This window comes from Mesorhizobium sp. M6A.T.Ce.TU.002.03.1.1, from assembly GCF_003997275.1.
In the GTDB taxonomy this organism is placed as follows: Bacteria; Pseudomonadota; Alphaproteobacteria; order Rhizobiales; family Rhizobiaceae; genus Mesorhizobium; species Mesorhizobium mediterraneum.
Genome location: NZ_RZTI01000072.1, coordinates 1 through 15,073, shown reverse-complemented (window position 1 = coordinate 15,073; position 15,073 = coordinate 1). Strand labels below are relative to the sequence as shown.

Genomic DNA, 15,073 nt, shown 5'->3' with positions numbered 1-15,073 from the left:
TATGAGCGGCATCGCCGGGATAATCCATTTTGACGGTAAGCCGGTGGAACCCGGGTTAGTGGAAAAAATGACCACGGCCATGGCGCACCGGGGCCCGGATGGCATCCACCATTGGGTGAAGGGCTCCATCGGGCTCGGCCAATGCATGCTTCGCACCACGCCAGAGTCGCTGGAAGAAACCCAGCCGCTGACGAATGAGGATGCAAGCCTTGTCCTGGTCATGGACGGGCGGGTGGACAACTGGGAGGAACTGCGGGGGGAACTGCTGGGGCGCGGCGCCGTACTTCGAGATCGCTCGGATGCTGAACTGGTGCTGAGAGCCTACCAGATTTGGGGGCGGGAATGTTTGCCGCATATCGACGGCGATTTCGCACTGGTAATCTGGGATGCGCGGCGACAAGAGGCCTTTTGCGCCCGCGACCGCATGGGCAACAAGCCTTTCTATTACCATTGGGACGGCAAATCACTGGCCTTCGCCTCAGAGTTGAAAGCGATCCTTGCGCTGCCTTGGGTGAAGCAGGAACCCAATGAAGGCATGTTGGCCGAAATGCTGGCGGCGGAATGGTATTCCAGGGACGAGACTCTATGGAACGGTATCCTGCGCTTGATCGCAGCACATCAAATGGTAGCCGGGAACCAGGGGCCGCGACTCGAACAATACTGGGAACCGAATCTTTGGGCGATGTTGCCGTTTCGCAAGGACGAAGAATACATTGAGCATTATCGCGAATTACTGTTCGAGTGCGTCAGGCGTTCATCCCGGTCGCATCGGCCGGTCGCCATTGAGGTGAGCGGCGGGCTCGACTCCTCGGCGGTGTTTTGTGTGGCGGAACACCTGCGCCGCTCGAACAGACTGCTCACGCACGGCATAAATGGCTACACGCTTGGCTTCACGGAGGAGGAAGGCGATGCCAGCGAACTCCCCTACGCACGGGCCGTGGGCGGGTATTTAGGGCTCCGGATTCATGAGACTCCCCCTTCCAGGATGCCTCTTTCATGGTTTGCGGAACGCGCCCGGTCCGGCCGGCAGTTTCCGGGGTTTCCGAACCTGTCAATGCAGGCTGGCCTATGGCAGCAAACCGTTGCGCACGGGAGCCGCGTGACGCTAGGCGGTCACGGAGGAGATCAATGGCTGGAAGGTTCCCGGGCGTATTACGCAGAGGCACTGGCGCAAGTGCATTTGCGTACGCTCTATGACTGCCTCAAAACCGACGCGACGGCATTCGGCGCGCGACAGGCGGTGAGTTGGCTCATACGGCAGGGGTTTTTCCCGCTACTGCCAATCGCTCTCCAGGAGGGTCTCCGCCGCCTGGTTCGTAGGATGCGCGGGAGCGGGACCAGCAAAGCCTGCTACTGGCTCTCGCCGCGGATGGGGGAAGTGATCCGGATGCGTCGCGAGCTTATTCCCCCATCACACCATCGGCGAGTGCGCAGCGTCGGCCAGAGGGCGCTACTTGAGGCTCTATACGATGCTTATGATGCCCAGGCGATGGAGGACCTTGATTGCGTGAGCGCCCATTGCGGGATCGAAATGCGATACCCGCTCGACGACCCCAAACTCGTTCAGTATGCGTTTTCGCTACCCGAGAGGCTGCGTCTGCGTGGAGACAGAACCAAATATATCCATATCCAGGCTTTGAAGAATCTCCTGCCGAAGCGGATTCTCGAACGGAAAAGCAAGGCAGAATTTTCAATAGTGCTCCGTGAGCATCTGGACCGGATGCAAGCCATATTGACCGAGACGATTCCCGATGAGCGTAGCACCTGGGTTGATCGGGACGGGATGGCCCGGCTATTCCGGGCTTATCGAGACAATCCGCAGGCCGGCATGCCGAAATGGATTTTGTGGGGAATTTATGGATGTCATGTAACGTATATAGGGGACTGTTAATGGGTCAATATAACGTACTGTTAATCGATGCCATGTAACGTATCGTTGAAGCCGTGTAGCGTACCGTTAGATAACTTGATCGTCACATCGGTTAAATTTTCGACGAATGCTACCCGTCAGGGTTGCGCCCGTTTTAGCTTGGTGGCAAGGTACGATCTTGTTCAAAAGCCACCGAGAACGTCCAGATAGTTCATCTGACGGTTTCCTGAGAGATTTCCCAGTCAGCGTAAGGGCCGAGTTAATGAAAAGCAATCTGAACGACCAGCAGACGCCATCCCACCTCACCGTTGAAAACAAAGCTGCTGAGGTAAACAAGGCGCCCTATTCGACTCCCACACTGCAGATCTACGGTTCCGTAAGCGCGATAACAAGAGGCGGTACCGGAAGCGGGCTAGATGGGGGCCCCGCCGGTATGAGTATGGTGTCCGACCCGCGCGCCAAAGAGAACGTCGTCCGTATTGGCACCCATTCGCTTGGAATCGGCCTCTATCTGTTCGACTACAAGCCTGAATACCGCGAGCAGTGGGGCCTTGGCAGGCAGTTTGGTGTAATGGCCGACGAGGTCGAGACGGTGATGCCGGAAGCCGTAAGCGTTCATCCTGACGGTTACAAGAGGGTGGACTACGGGATGCTGAGGATACGGCACTCCTCTATTCACTGAGCCTTGCGGGGGAATGTCGAGTTCCGCGCTGCAGGAACACTTGGGGTATGTCGGCGATTCGGTAAGGCTTGAACAGTTCAAGTCCGCTGTCGCCCAAGTCGTCAAACATGGGGATTACATCACGGATCTCGGTTGTGGCACCGGGATCCTGGGGCTGTTGTGCTTGCAGGCGGGCGCGTCCCGTGTCTACGCCATCGACTCAACCGCCATGATCGAGGTCGCGCGGGAATCCTTCGTTCGCGCGGGATGGGGTGGCCAGGCGATTTTCATGGGGGACTACTCTGCGCGGGCCAACCTGCCCGAACGGGTTGATGTGGTGATCTGCGATCAAGTCGGCTACTTCGGCTTTGATGCCGGTATCATCGAATACCTCGCGGACGCCAGGCGGCGTTTCCTGAAGCCAGGGGGGGCATTGATTCCCGCCAGGCTCACGCTTCAACTCGCCGCAGTGGAATCGGAAACCAGTTACGGCTTGGCCGACGGGTGGCGACGAGAGGGCGTACCCAGCGAATTCCATTGGGTGGGCCAATACGCCGTCAACACCAAGTATGCGGTCAATCTTCAGCGGGAAGAATTGCTTGGCGCCCCCGCTGAACTGGGCGGCATCGATTTTCGTGAAGACAATCCGGACTTTTTCTCCTGGGATGCGGAGTTGCGCATAGAGCGCGATGGCGTTGTGCACGGACTCGGCGGCTGGTTCGATTGTGAGTTGGCCGAAGGGGTGTGGTTGACGAACTCGCCGCTTGCCGATCGTCCAATCAAACGCTCTCAGGCTTTCCTGCCCATCGGTGAAGCCGTCGAGGTAAAATCCGGCGATGTGGTGAGGGCGAGGGTGATGGCGCGCCCGACGGATTCGGTTATCGCGTGGGAAGTTGAAATCGCGTCCGGAGGGCGGAAATTCAGCCATTCGACCTGGCAGGGCGAGTTGCGGACGCCGGCCGAGATCATCACACGGAATCCCGCGCATGTGCCCCGACCCAATTGCCAGGGGCAGGCAAGAATGATCGTGCTAGGACTTTGCGACGGTCAAAGGACGGTCAGGCAGGTTGAAGAAGCCGTGCTGCGCGAACACCCCGGCTTGTTCCCTTCCGTGGAAGAAACAGCGCGATTTGTCGCCCAGGTGCTGGGCAAGGACACGGAATGACGGTGGACTTTCAGGTGGCGGACGCCCGCCCTCAAATGCCACTTGACGCCACCTTGTTTCACCAGTGGGTTTTCCCAGACGGAACTTTGTGGACGGATTTCTACCGCATCGGGGGAGCCTACCTGCTGCGTTTTCCCGAACTGGCGGATTTCCAGCTGAGTCAAGATGGCGGACAGATCCAAGCATGGCCGGTGCAGGGAGTCTCCGGCGCGACCATTCAGCATCTTTATCTGAATCAGGTTTTGCCCCTGGCGCTCAGCAAACAGGGGAAGCTGGTTTTGCACGGCAGCGCGGTCGAAATCAGCGGCGAGGGCATCGCATTTATCGGCGAGTCAGGCCGAGGCAAGTCCACGCTGGCGGCAAGCTTTGCAACCGACGGGTTCCGCTTCCTGACGGATGACGGGCTGCTGGTAGAGCCTTGCGACGGTGGGTTTCAGATTATGCCGAGCCATCCTTCGATCCGGCTATGGGGAGACAGTGAGGAAGCCTTGGTCGGCAAGGATGGTGTACGGAAAGCGCCCCCGGTGCAATTCACATCGAAGGCGCGCTTTCTTGCGGGCGATGACATCGTTTTCTGCGGACAACCCCGGCGCTTGCGCCGGGTGTATTTTCTTGGCGAGGGTGTCCAGCAAGAAGCGGTGTTCGAGGGTATGACCGGGCGCGAAGCTCTGATGGAACTAATGAAGCATTCTTTCTTACTCGAGATTGAGGCACACGAACTGCTTGCCGCCCATTTCGATGAATTGTCCTCCCTGGCTGGGCAAGCAATTTTTTACCGCCTGGATTATCCCCGTCGCTTTGAAGACCTGCCGCGGGTCAGGCAGGCCATTGTGAAACACGCGTTTAAGGTGGGTGAACAGGCATGAATTTGACTGACAGAGTGGCGATTCCGGCGCAAGTGATGGCGCGACAGGTGGGCAATGAGACAGTGATCCTGGACCTCGCCAGCGGAACGTATTTTGGGCTGGACACGGTCGGAGCACGTATCTGGATACTACTGTCCGAAGGAAAAACCGTCGGCGAAATCTGCCGAACCATGCTCGACGAGTACGAGGTCGAGCCTGCGCCCTTGGAGAAAGACGTATTCAGCTTGTTGCAAACGCTCGAACGCCAGGGGCTGATCAAGATTGAAGAGGCATGAGTGTATAAATTTGTATGTCTAGCAGCAGGTGCGCGTAGCCTGATCCGAAGCACCGAGTTCAGTTGAGCCGGCCTGGGTGACGGTGAGGCTGGACTTACTCGGCGCTTGTCGTGATGCCGTCATCCAGCTTGAACACCCGATCAGCCAGTGCCAGGCTCGCCGGCCGGTGGGTTATCAAAAGCACTGTCCTCTGTCGCAGCACATCGACGCATGCCTGCAAGAACTCGCGCTCCCCTTCCGGGTCGAACATAGCGGTAGCTTCATCGAGTATTAGAATCGGCGGATCTTTCAACAGCGCCCGAGCCAACGCCAGCCGCTGCTGTTGCCCTCCGGACAGCCGCACGCCCCGATCGCCGATCGGCGTCCGGTAGCCCTGCGGCAATTGCATGATGAAATCATGCGCGCGGGCCGACCGTGCTGCTGCCTCGACCTCATCCTGTGTGGGCTCAGGCCGCCCATATGCGATGTTGTCGCGGACGGTGGCGTTGAACAGTAACACGTGCTGAGGCACAACCCCTATCTGGCTGCGCAGGCTATGCAAGGAGACCGTGGAAATATCCACGCCATCGATGAAGATGCTTCCCTTGGAAGGCTCATGCAATCGCATAAGCAAATGCGCCACAGTGCTCTTTCCTGCGCCGTTGGGACCTATGATTGCTATTGTCTCGCCCGCGGCGACGGATAGATCGAGGCACCTCAATGCAGGCTCACGCCCCGGGTAAGCGAACGTGACACCACGGAATTCGATGTCGCCGTTTATTTTTCCCATCTGCTTGCCCGCATGCCAGCTCGGCTCAGGCTCTTCGGCCAAGGCTGTTGCGAGCCGGCTCAGCGCTCCGCGCGCGCGCTGGGTCTGTCCATAGACGTCTGCGAGCCCCGCCATGGGTCGAGCCATGACTTGGGCGTAGAGGAGAAAACTCACCAATTGAGGCACAGTGAGAGCCCCATCGCCAATTTGCCCTTGGGCCAACCAAAGCATAAGAACGACCGCGGTCGCCGTCACAAGCTGAACGCCCGGCCCCAATGCGGCGTGGATAGCGCGCTCCTTGGCGCTCAGGCTGACGACGCGCTCGATTTGGCTCCGATAACGTTGCGATTCTTGCTGTTCGCGCGTGAAGGTCTTGATGGCGGGAAGCATGCCGAGGTTTTCCTCAGCAATGGCGATGGCAATGGCGTGCTCCTCCTGAAGTTGGAGCGCCAATGGCCGCATGCGCCGTCCGAAAATTTTAAGCAGTAGATAGAGCAAAGGAATCATGATTGCAGCGGACATGGCGAGAAGAGAATCAATTCGGAACATTAAAGCCAATGCCCCACTGACGGTGAAAAAGAGCGGCAGGGCAGCAAGTGCGGTGCCGCTGATGTAATCGCTCACGACGTGCACATCATGGGTGAGTAGCGCGAGCGTATCGCCGTGACGCCGCCGATGGGAGAAAGCAAGCGGTAAGGCCTGAAGGTGGTCGTAAATTCGAATTTTCAAGTCCGCCAGTATTTGTGTAGTCGTCCCACCAATCAGGTATATATTGCTGAATTTTAAAACAGCCTGAACCGCGAACAGCGCCAGTGCTCCTAGAAAAAGTACCTGAATGTCGATCGTGCTGCTGCTTGCGCGTTCTTGGAGAAACGTTTCAGCAAGCCTGCCACCAAGCCAAGGCATAACCAATAAAGCAGCGCTTTCGCATAGCATTAATACCAGACCAGCGGCCAACGCCAGGCGATAAGGTGCCGCTAAATTCAGCAGAATGTTTGTCTCGCTAATTTTCGATAATCTGTTCATAGTTCCACAAGAGATAGATCGATATGATCTGCTGGAGCAGACACCAATAGCCAGGCTGCATCATCAATCGCGGTAGATTTTCTTACGATTTTGCGGGATCATACCCGCAGATAGCAGTCACCTGTTCGGGGTGTGTAAGTACTTTAAAAACCCGGCCGTGGCCCGGCGTAAGTAGAGCCAAGGTAGCCAGGATGTGTTTGCCTGGCGATATTTTTGCCGCATATGAATTGCGGGCGGGAAGAGGAGTTCGGCCAGAAAACCGGACTTGTTCCGTACGCCTCTCGCGGCCTGGAAGTCCATCCATATTCGGTTCACCCTGGATCCGCTAAGATAGCTCGACGCGGGTTCTGTCGGTCCAGGACGGGAAAGCGCGTCAGACACGGCTTCGGGCATAGTGGTACGAAAACGGGCTCGGGTCGCCTCGATGCCGTCCAGGCAGGCCGCCCGCAGTCCTTTACGCTCGGCAAATTTCACAAACTCATTGCGTTGCGACGGCGATAGCATCGAAAACAGAACCTGAATATCGTAAAGCCAGATCAGTCGATCGCCGCCATAATATTCCACGCCATCGACATAATACAAAGCGTGTTTGTGGACCGCTCGATGCATGCAGGCGAGCACGAGCGCGTGCACTGGATCAGCTGCGAGGGCATTCGCGCTCAAGTTCGGCAGTGGCCGGGCCACGGAGCGCAATTCTTCATACGAGAACAGATTTGACAGGAGTGTGGAATTGGTGATCCGCCAATGCAAATCGAGGGTGTGTTCCTGATTGGAGGCGGGGTCTGTCCAGCTATAGCTCGTCTGGCCGCGGATGACATCCGCTCTTGTTCCCAGCTCACGAAACCCCAGGGCCTCTAACGCTTTGGCTACCCGATCACGCGTGTCCGACGGTACGAGGAGGTCCGTGTCACCTCTTGTACGCAGGAAAGACGTCGGATAGACACTGTAGGCTAAGGCCGTGCCTTTGAACAGAATTGGATGGATTCCAATAGCCGCTAGCCGCTCCAGTACTTGTTTCAGCATGTACTGGTGGCGCATCTCCCACAATGCTTGAGCAGTGGCCTGCTGACGACAAGTAGCCAGGATAACTTCCGGCCAACCCATGTCAACGCGTTCGCGATCTGCAATATAGTGATGAAGTAACGCCTGTACCCCGTGATAAGCACTTCGCTCGATGAAGCGGGCCGCGAAATTATTGTCGCCGTATTCCGGCCAAGTCGGATTTTCGCCACGTAAGGTAGCACAAAGCAGCTCTTCAATTCCCTGCATGACTAGAGCTCCGTTGCAGAGATCCAACAGCGCCCTTGAGCCCGGCGCTCTGGCAGATTGTTGTCATTCGTTCGGGCCTAGCCATCTGTTCGCTGCTGCGTTCATCGCAAGCTTTGGTCGTGACATGGTCCTGATGGGCATTGGCGACGAGGCTGTCAAGTTGGCATCGACGTAGCGTGCCGGCATTACGAAGTGGCTGCTGCACATGTGTCCGGAACGGACCTGTGAGCGATGGCTGGGGCGCCAGGATTCGAACCTGGGATTGTCGGTACCAAAAACCGATGCCTTACCACTTGGCTACGCCCCAGCAGCGGGAACATGCCCGTTGCGCGCGGCCTTATAGGACGAGCCGACGGAAAGCTCAATGCCGAGAATAGCGGTGCGCGGAACTGATCCATCGGTTCCCGCAGATAGGAGTTCGGACATTATCCCCTGCTGTCAGGCCATGGCGTCTACTCGCCCCAGACGGCCATTTCGTTGCCGGCCGGATCGACGAAATGGAACCGCCTGCCACCAGGGAACGAAAAGATCGGCTTGACGATCGTGCCGCCGGCATTTTCGACGGCGCTCAGGATTTTTTCCAGGTCCTCGGAATAAAGCACCGGAAGCGGCTTGGCGGGCGCTTCGCCGGCATCAGCCTGGAAGCCTCCATCAAGACCTTCCGAAAAGGCCGAATAGGTAGGCCCATAGTCGGTGAATGACCAGGAAAAGGCGGCGCTGTAGAAAGCCTTCAGCCTGTCCAGCGTTCCACCAGTTGCCGGCATTTCCAGATAATCGAGTTTTCCGGTCAGTCTCATGGCGCCACCTCGTGTTCCTACTATGTTCTACTTTGGTGACCACTAAGCCGCAAGTCTTTTTGCCATCGCTTTTTCTTAATCGATTGTAGAAGCCGGCTGGCTTTGCCGACGCTTGCCTTTCGCACTGCAGCATCATATCGCTCGGATAGGGACACGGCGGAACTTCGGCTTCGTCAATCTTTTCAATCTCCTGCAACCGGAGAGCAAGCATGACCAAATGGGTCTACACCTTTGGCGACGGCGCCGCGGAAGGCCGTGCCGGCGATAGGAACCTCCTGGGCGGCAAGGGTGCCAATCTCGCCGAAATGTGCAGTCTAGGCCTGCCCGTGCCGCCGGGCTTCACCATCACCACGGAGGTCTGCAGTGCCTACTACGCCAATGAGTGCTGCTATCCGGCCTCGCTGGAAGCGGATGTCGCGGTCGCCCTCGATCATATCGGCCGGCTGACCGGGCGCCGTTTCGGCGATCCCTCGAAACTGCTTTTGGTGTCGGTGCGTTCCGGTGCCCGCGCTTCCATGCCTGGCATGATGGACACCGTGCTCAATCTCGGTCTGAACGACGAGACGGTCGAGGCGCTGGCCGCCGATTCAGGCGATGCGCGCTTTGCCTATGACAGCTACCGGCGTTTCATCCAGATGTATTCCGATGTTGTCATGGGCCTCGACCATGAGGTGTTCGAGGAAATCCTCGAAGACCAGAAGGGCGGGCTCGGCCATGAGCTCGACACCGAACTGACCGCCATCGAATGGCAGGGCGTGATTGCACTCTACAAGGCCAAGGTCGAGGAGGAACTCGGCAAGCCGTTTCCGCAGGATCCGAACGAGCAGCTCTGGGGTGCGATCGGCGCCGTGTTTTCGAGCTGGATGAACAGCCGCGCCATCACCTATCGGCGCCTGCACGACATTCCCGAAAGCTGGGGCACGGCGGTCAACGTCCAGGCCATGGTCTTCGGCAATATGGGTGAAACTTCGGCCACAGGTGTCGCTTTTACCCGCAATCCGTCAACCGGCGAAAAGATGCTCTATGGCGAATTCCTGGTGAATGCGCAGGGCGAGGATGTCGTTGCCGGCATTCGCACGCCGCAAAACATCACCGAGGCGGCGCGCATTGCCGCAGGCTCCGACAAGCCGTCGCTGCAGAAGCTGATGCCGGATGCGTTCCAGTCGTTCGTCACCATCTCAGACCGTCTGGAAAAGCACTACCGCGACATGCAGGATCTTGAATTCACCATCGAGCGCGGCAAATTATGGATGCTGCAGACGAGGTCCGGCAAGCGTACCGCCAAGGCCGCGCTCAGAATCGCCGTCGAAATGGCGCAGGATAAGCTCATTTCGAAAGAAGAGGCCGTCGCCCGCATCGATCCGGCCTCGCTCGATCAATTGCTGCATCCGACCATCGATCCGGAGGCCGCGCGCGATGTGATCGGCATCGGCCTGCCAGCTTCTCCGGGTGCTGCCACCGGCGAGATCGTCTTTTCCTCCAACGACGCTGAGGAGCTCAAGACGCAAGGCCGCAAGGCGATCCTCGTGCGCATCGAGACCAGTCCCGAAGACATCCACGGCATGCATGCGGCGGAAGGTATCCTGACCACGCGTGGCGGCATGACCAGCCACGCCGCGGTGGTGGCGCGCGGCATGGGCAAGCCTTGTGTGTCGGGCGCGGGCTCGCTGCGCGTCGACTACAGGGCCGGCACGCTGACGGCGATGGGGTCGACGTTGCGCAAAGGTGACATCATCACCATCGACGGCGGCAACGGCCAGGTGCTGAAAGGCGCCGTGCCGATGCTGCAGCCGGAACTCTCGGGCGATTTCGCCGCCATCATGGAATGGGCCGATTCCGTGCGCCGTATGAAGGTGCGCACCAACGCCGAAACGCCGCTCGACGCGCGCATGGCGCGCTCCTTCGGCGCCGAAGGCATCGGGCTTTGCCGCACCGAGCACATGTTCTTCGACGGCGACCGTATCGTCGCCATGCGCGAGATGATCCTGGCCGAAACGGAAAAGGGCCGGCGAACGGCGCTCGCAAAACTCTTGCCCATGCAGCGCTCGGATTTCCTCGAACTGTTCGAGATCATGGCCGGCCTGCCGGTGACGATCCGGCTGCTCGATCCGCCGCTGCACGAATTCCTGCCCAAGACCGAGGAAGAGGTGGCCGAAGTCGCCGCCGCCATGAACGTGTCGCCCGACAAGCTCCGGCAGCGCACCGAGGCTCTGCACGAATTCAATCCGATGCTTGGCCATCGTGGCTGTCGGCTTGCGGTTTCCTATCCCGAAATCGCCGAGATGCAGGCGCGCGCCATTTTCGAGGCCGCCGTCGAGGCCGGCAGGAAGGCCGGCGCGCTGGTGGTTCCGGAAATCATGGTGCCGCTGGTCGGCCTGGTGAAGGAGCTCGATTATGTCAAGGCGCGGATCGATGCCGTCGCCAAGAGCGTGATGGAGGAAACCGGCGTCAAGATCACCTATCTTACCGGCACGATGATCGAATTGCCGCGCGCGGCGATCCGCGCCCATGTCATCGCCGAGGCGGCCGAATTCTTCTCTTTCGGCACCAACGATCTGACCCAGACCACCTTCGGCATCTCACGCGACGATGCGGCCTCGTTTCTGGAGACTTATCGTCAAAAGGGCATCATCGAGCAGGATCCGTTCGTGTCGCTCGACATCGAGGGCGTCGGCGAACTGGTGCGGATGGCGGCCGAAAAGGGCAGGGCGACACGGCCGGACATCAAGCTCGGCATTTGCGGCGAACATGGCGGCGATCCGGCGTCGATCCATTTCTGCGAGGAGGTCGGCCTCGACTATGTGTCATGCTCGCCCTACCGCGTGCCGATCGCCAGGCTGGCTGCCGCTCAGGCGGCGGTGCAGGTTTCGAAAACGTCAGCGCCGCGCGCCGTTTAATTGGGACGCAAACGACGCTTCGGCACCTGGTCTTTGCGCATGATCCCGTCGAACCGAACCCCAGCGTAGCGAAAACCCGATTCGGATTTTCGCTGACGCGCACCCTCTCGGGCATGGTCTCTTGAGGCGCATTTCGCTCGCTGCACTCGCCGGTGCGGCAAGAGTCCACGCGGGAACGTCCATGCTCGCCAGAAGAGACAGACTGAACGGTGCAGTTTGTCCACCTGTCCCTGTTGGCGACCGCGGGTCCTCCCACCATGTCGCTTCCCGTCAGCTCCTTCAGGTCACAAAGAATGCGCCTGCCGTAATCGAGAGACCTGGAGAAAGGGTGGCGAACTGTGTTTGAGCTGCGCCGCCGATCCCGTCGCTGTCGAAGGAGAGCGCTCCAGTTGAACTGTTGTAGATAATATGGTCGGAGCTATCATGCGCGCCCGCGCCCGTAAAGAAAGCGGCGGATGTGAGCGCGCCCGAGCTCAGCCCGGCAAAGATGGCGTTGTCGATGTGGATTTTGTCCTGGAGCGTGTTGAAGTCAGTGACCCTGTCGATATTTCCGCTTCCAAGGGCGGAGTTGAAAACGAAAGCATCATTGCCACCGTTGCCGGTCAAGATGTCGGCACCACGGCCGCCATTGATGATATTGGCGCCGGCATTTCCCTGGATGGTCTGGGCGAACTCGTTGCCAGTGAGGTTGATTGCCGTCGTGGCGGACGGATACCTGGTGGCGAGAAGCTCGACCGCCGAGCCGGCCGCAAGCGCATAGCTCACCGTAGTGGCTATGTTGTCGCGACCGCCGCCTGCCACCTCAATCACTTTGTCGCCGGCATTGTCGACATAGTAGCCGTCATTGCCGCCATAGCCGGTCATCGTGTCGGCCCCGCCGTGGCCATTGAAGACATTGGTGCCGGCATTGCCTTGGATGGTCTGGGCGAACTCGTTGCCGTTGAGGTTCATAGCCGTCGTGCCTGACGGGTTCGTGGTGGCGAGAAGCTCGATCTGCGAGCCGGCCGTAAGCCCATGACTCACCGAGGCGAGCACTTTGTCGGTACCGCCGCCTGTCGCCTCAACCACCCTGTCGCCGGCATTGTCGGCATAATAGGTGTCGTTGCCGCCATAACCGGTCATCGTGTCGGCGCCGCCGAGGCCGTTGATCACGTTGGCTCCGGCATTGCCTTGGATGGTCTGGGCAAACTCATTGCCGGTCAGATTGATCGCCGCTGTGCCGGCCGCGTTGTTGGTGGCGAGGAGTTCGATATGCGAGCCGGCTGTAAGCGCATAGCTCACTGCAGCGAGCACCTTGTCCGAACCGCCGCCCGCCGCCTCGATCACCCTGTCGCCAGCATCATCGACATGATAGGTGTCGTTGCCGCCATAGCCAGTCATTGTGCGGGCACCGACTGCCTGAAGCACATCGGCTCCGCTTGTGCCGTCCAGAACATCGTCGGTTGGAGGCGGGGTCGTGGTGCTGGTGTTGTGCTGCAGGAAAAAGGATTGCATCGACGGAGTGTTGCCAAGCGAGGTTTCGCCGTTCTGCGAGGCCCATTTATAGGCCATGTCAAAGGCAGGATTGGGAACCAGCCTTTCCCAGTGGTCCATCATGGTCTGCATCTGGGACGTCGTGGGCATGACATACGATCCGCCCGTATTGGTCGCCCAGCCGCCGCCGCCAAACGCCTGATAGACTGGAATGATCGCGCTCTGCGGGATGCCTGCTTCCAACGCCGCAGCCACGGCTCTATCAATGTAGTTGAAGTCCACCGCAGTCGTGCGCACGGGATAAGGGTTTATCCCATAATAGTCGATGCCTGTGTTGGCAGGATTGTAGGTGTTGGAATAGTCCGAATCTGCGAACGACCCCATGTCCATCAGGGTGATAAAAGTCTTGGCGCCCGGAAAATGGGAATGGATCCAGTCGGATTCCGCCTTCAGGTTGGCAGCGCTCACCTGGGTATGGTATCTGCCGGTGGGATCAGGCTCGTCGGTCAGGAAAAATCCAAGAACCTTCGGATTGCCGATGAGAGGCGTTACCTTGTCGATAAAGGACTGGGTTACCCCGTTGCTCTCGCCGAGCCAGATCAGGGCCTTCGAGCCATCCGGCAATGCGTTGACCGATGACGCGTATTGAAGATCGACCAGGTTGAAGCCAGTGGCCGCGGCCTGGGCCGCTGAGGCGCCCCAGGTGAAGTGCATTGTGGCCATGCGATATCCCTCGTCTGATTCGGAAGCCCCCGATCCCTGCCTACTCGACGGCCCATATTAGCGCCTAATCAATTAGCGACACGCCATTGATAGAATCGTTGAACTTCGATGGACCGCCAATTGTCATGTGATTTGACTGCACGGGCTTTGTGCGAACCTGCGCGAATCTTAATGGCGGCAATACGATCTTCTGGCGCTGAAGGACAGGAGGCTGACCTTCGTGCGGCTCGACCTCGGCAGCGGTGGCCCCGACTGATCGGCGGGACAGGTCTCGAGCCGTCCCTGCTCAGGCTGGTTTGGCTTCGATCGTCGCCTTGTTGGGATAGAACGCGCCGTGATCGCGGATTTCGACCATCTCGTCGAAAGGCCGCTCATACGCCCACATCGCGTCCTTGCCCGCTTCGGCGGCAGACAGCACGCTCCAATAACTCGCATCGCCCTTGTAAGGGCAATGAGTCGAGAACTCCGTCTTGCGAAGCTGGTCGAAATCGATGTCCGCAAACGGAATGTAAAAGACTGAAGGATAGGGGGACTCGGTCAGTACCTTTGCTTTCGTGGACGAGGCGACGACCGTTTCGCCGCTGCGCACCGTGACGGTGCCGCGATAGGGCTCGACGGTGATGACCTTGCCGGGATTGCTTTGAAAGCCTGGTGCGGGGTTTGCGATCTGGTCCATTGGCGGGGTTCTCCTTGTCTGGCATGCGCCCCGAAATAGGTGTGGCGAGCGAGCGAATTGCGCAAGGTCGCCCTCTAGGAATAACGCACAGCCAGCCGTGTGGCTCAGGTTTCGGCCTGGTCTCCCGTTAAACCGGTCTGGAAACGATCAGGCGGCAGCCTGAAACGCATCCATCAGCTCGGCATAAGCGGCGGCGATACCGGCGACCGGATTGCTGCTTCTCGATGCGGTCTCGACCTTCAGCGCACCCCCGCCGGTCGGCAAGGTGAGCAGAAGGAACTGGCGGTTGCCGCCATCCCCGACGCATGCCGCGGCAACGTGCTGGCCTTCGCCTTCGTTCTGAACGCACATCTTGAACAGCAGTGTGCCACCGACCGCCTCAAGGGCGCCGCCGACAACTTCGACAAATTCGTCTTCGGAAACGGTCTTAGTGTCCGGCACCAAATCAGCCAGGCTTTCGGCGAGCGTATTTTCGAGAGTCTTGTCGTCGAGCTGCGCGTCCATGCGAACCTCTTTCATTCGCCAATCGCACCCTTGCCCATTAATCAAAGTTAACGCCGAGGATGGCCGGATTGTGGCGGTTTTCCTGTCTTTTCGATCAATGCATCGCTTCTGCCCGGTCATGGC

12 protein-coding genes and 1 tRNA gene are annotated in these 15,073 nt (G+C 58.9%); 6 read left to right on the top strand and 7 right to left on the bottom strand.

Annotated elements, in window-relative coordinates; all coding sequences use genetic code 11:
* Position 1: 1 nt before the first annotated feature.
* The 5 genes from asnB (at position 2) to EOC93_RS20465 (ending at position 4,837) form a co-directional block, all read left to right on the top strand.
* Positions 2-1,891: an asparagine synthase (glutamine-hydrolyzing) gene (gene asnB, locus EOC93_RS20485; RefSeq protein ID WP_127205513.1), complete on the top strand. Its 1,890-nt coding sequence runs from the start codon at positions 2-4 to the stop codon at positions 1,889-1,891.
* A 241-nt stretch (positions 1,892-2,132) separates the two neighbouring features.
* Entirely contained in the window at positions 2,133-2,552 is a 420-nt protein-coding gene (locus EOC93_RS20480) for a tail fiber domain-containing protein (protein WP_126103209.1), read from the top strand.
* A 13-nt stretch (positions 2,553-2,565) separates the two neighbouring features.
* Positions 2,566-3,696: a methyltransferase domain-containing protein gene (locus tag EOC93_RS20475; RefSeq protein ID WP_127205512.1), complete on the top strand. Its 1,131-nt coding sequence runs from the start codon at positions 2,566-2,568 to the stop codon at positions 3,694-3,696.
* Entirely contained in the window at positions 3,693-4,562 is an 870-nt protein-coding gene (locus tag EOC93_RS20470; protein WP_127205511.1) for a hypothetical protein, read from the top strand. The genes EOC93_RS20475 and EOC93_RS20470 overlap by 4 nt, the downstream gene beginning before the upstream one ends.
* Positions 4,559-4,837: a PqqD family protein gene (locus tag EOC93_RS20465; protein ID WP_126103206.1), complete on the top strand. Its 279-nt coding sequence runs from the start codon at positions 4,559-4,561 to the stop codon at positions 4,835-4,837. The genes EOC93_RS20470 and EOC93_RS20465 overlap by 4 nt, the downstream gene beginning before the upstream one ends.
* A 94-nt stretch (positions 4,838-4,931) precedes the next feature.
* Here the strand turns inward: EOC93_RS20465 and EOC93_RS20460 are convergent, their stop codons facing one another.
* The 4 genes from EOC93_RS20460 to EOC93_RS20445 form a co-directional block, all read right to left on the bottom strand.
* The gene (locus EOC93_RS20460) at positions 4,932-6,611 is read right to left on the bottom strand and encodes an ABC transporter ATP-binding protein (RefSeq protein ID WP_127205510.1); all 1,680 of its coding nucleotides are present in this window, start codon (positions 6,609-6,611) and stop codon (positions 4,932-4,934) included.
* A 117-nt stretch (positions 6,612-6,728) separates the two neighbouring features.
* Positions 6,729-7,880 carry a nucleotidyltransferase family protein gene (locus EOC93_RS20455; protein ID WP_127205509.1) on the bottom strand — a complete coding sequence of 384 codons (1,152 nt, stop codon included), beginning with the start codon at positions 7,878-7,880 and terminating at the stop codon, positions 6,729-6,731.
* 232 nt (positions 7,881-8,112) lie between these two features.
* Positions 8,113-8,187 (bottom strand) — tRNA-Gln (locus EOC93_RS20450).
* A 145-nt stretch (positions 8,188-8,332) separates the two neighbouring features.
* Positions 8,333-8,677, bottom strand: coding sequence for a VOC family protein (locus EOC93_RS20445; RefSeq protein WP_127205508.1), 345 nt, complete (start codon positions 8,675-8,677; stop codon positions 8,333-8,335).
* A 209-nt stretch (positions 8,678-8,886) separates the two neighbouring features.
* Here EOC93_RS20445 and ppdK point away from each other — a divergent pair, with 209 nt between their 5' ends.
* Positions 8,887-11,574 carry a pyruvate, phosphate dikinase gene (gene ppdK, locus EOC93_RS20440; RefSeq protein WP_095486146.1) on the top strand — a complete coding sequence of 896 codons (2,688 nt, stop codon included), beginning with the start codon at positions 8,887-8,889 and terminating at the stop codon, positions 11,572-11,574.
* A 279-nt stretch (positions 11,575-11,853) separates the two neighbouring features.
* On the opposite strand, the gene EOC93_RS20435 is transcribed toward ppdK, so the two are convergent.
* The 3 genes from EOC93_RS20435 to EOC93_RS20425 all read right to left on the bottom strand — a co-directional run bounded on the left by EOC93_RS20435 (position 11,854) and on the right by EOC93_RS20425 (position 14,950).
* A complete protein-coding gene (locus EOC93_RS20435; RefSeq protein WP_164547026.1) occupies positions 11,854-13,770 on the bottom strand; it encodes a calcium-binding protein in 1,917 nt (638 codons plus the stop codon).
* Positions 13,771-14,056: 286 nt separating this feature from the next.
* The gene (locus EOC93_RS20430) at positions 14,057-14,446 is read right to left on the bottom strand and encodes a DUF427 domain-containing protein (RefSeq protein ID WP_095486145.1); all 390 of its coding nucleotides are present in this window, start codon (positions 14,444-14,446) and stop codon (positions 14,057-14,059) included.
* A gap of 147 nt (positions 14,447-14,593) precedes the next feature.
* Entirely contained in the window at positions 14,594-14,950 is a 357-nt protein-coding gene (locus tag EOC93_RS20425; protein WP_095486222.1) for a hypothetical protein, read from the bottom strand.
* Positions 14,951-15,073 lie beyond the last annotated feature (123 nt).

Coding starts and splice junctions, on each gene's coding strand:
- asnB (WP_127205513.1), top strand. CDS start 2: ATGAGCGGCATCGCCGGGATAATCCATTTTGACGGTAAGCCGGTGGAA.
- EOC93_RS20480 (WP_126103209.1), top strand. CDS start 2,133: ATGAAAAGCAATCTGAACGACCAGCAGACGCCATCCCACCTCACCGTT.
- EOC93_RS20475 (WP_127205512.1), top strand. CDS start 2,566: ATGTCGAGTTCCGCGCTGCAGGAACACTTGGGGTATGTCGGCGATTCG.
- EOC93_RS20470 (WP_127205511.1), top strand. CDS start 3,693: ATGACGGTGGACTTTCAGGTGGCGGACGCCCGCCCTCAAATGCCACTT.
- EOC93_RS20465 (WP_126103206.1), top strand. CDS start 4,559: ATGAATTTGACTGACAGAGTGGCGATTCCGGCGCAAGTGATGGCGCGA.
- EOC93_RS20460 (WP_127205510.1), bottom strand. CDS start 6,611: ATGAACAGATTATCGAAAATTAGCGAGACAAACATTCTGCTGAATTTA.
- EOC93_RS20455 (WP_127205509.1), bottom strand. CDS start 7,880: ATGCAGGGAATTGAAGAGCTGCTTTGTGCTACCTTACGTGGCGAAAAT.
- EOC93_RS20445 (WP_127205508.1), bottom strand. CDS start 8,677: ATGAGACTGACCGGAAAACTCGATTATCTGGAAATGCCGGCAACTGGT.
- ppdK (WP_095486146.1), top strand. CDS start 8,887: ATGACCAAATGGGTCTACACCTTTGGCGACGGCGCCGCGGAAGGCCGT.
- EOC93_RS20435 (WP_164547026.1), bottom strand. CDS start 13,770: ATGGCCACAATGCACTTCACCTGGGGCGCCTCAGCGGCCCAGGCCGCG.
- EOC93_RS20430 (WP_095486145.1), bottom strand. CDS start 14,446: ATGGACCAGATCGCAAACCCCGCACCAGGCTTTCAAAGCAATCCCGGC.
- EOC93_RS20425 (WP_095486222.1), bottom strand. CDS start 14,950: ATGGACGCGCAGCTCGACGACAAGACTCTCGAAAATACGCTCGCCGAA.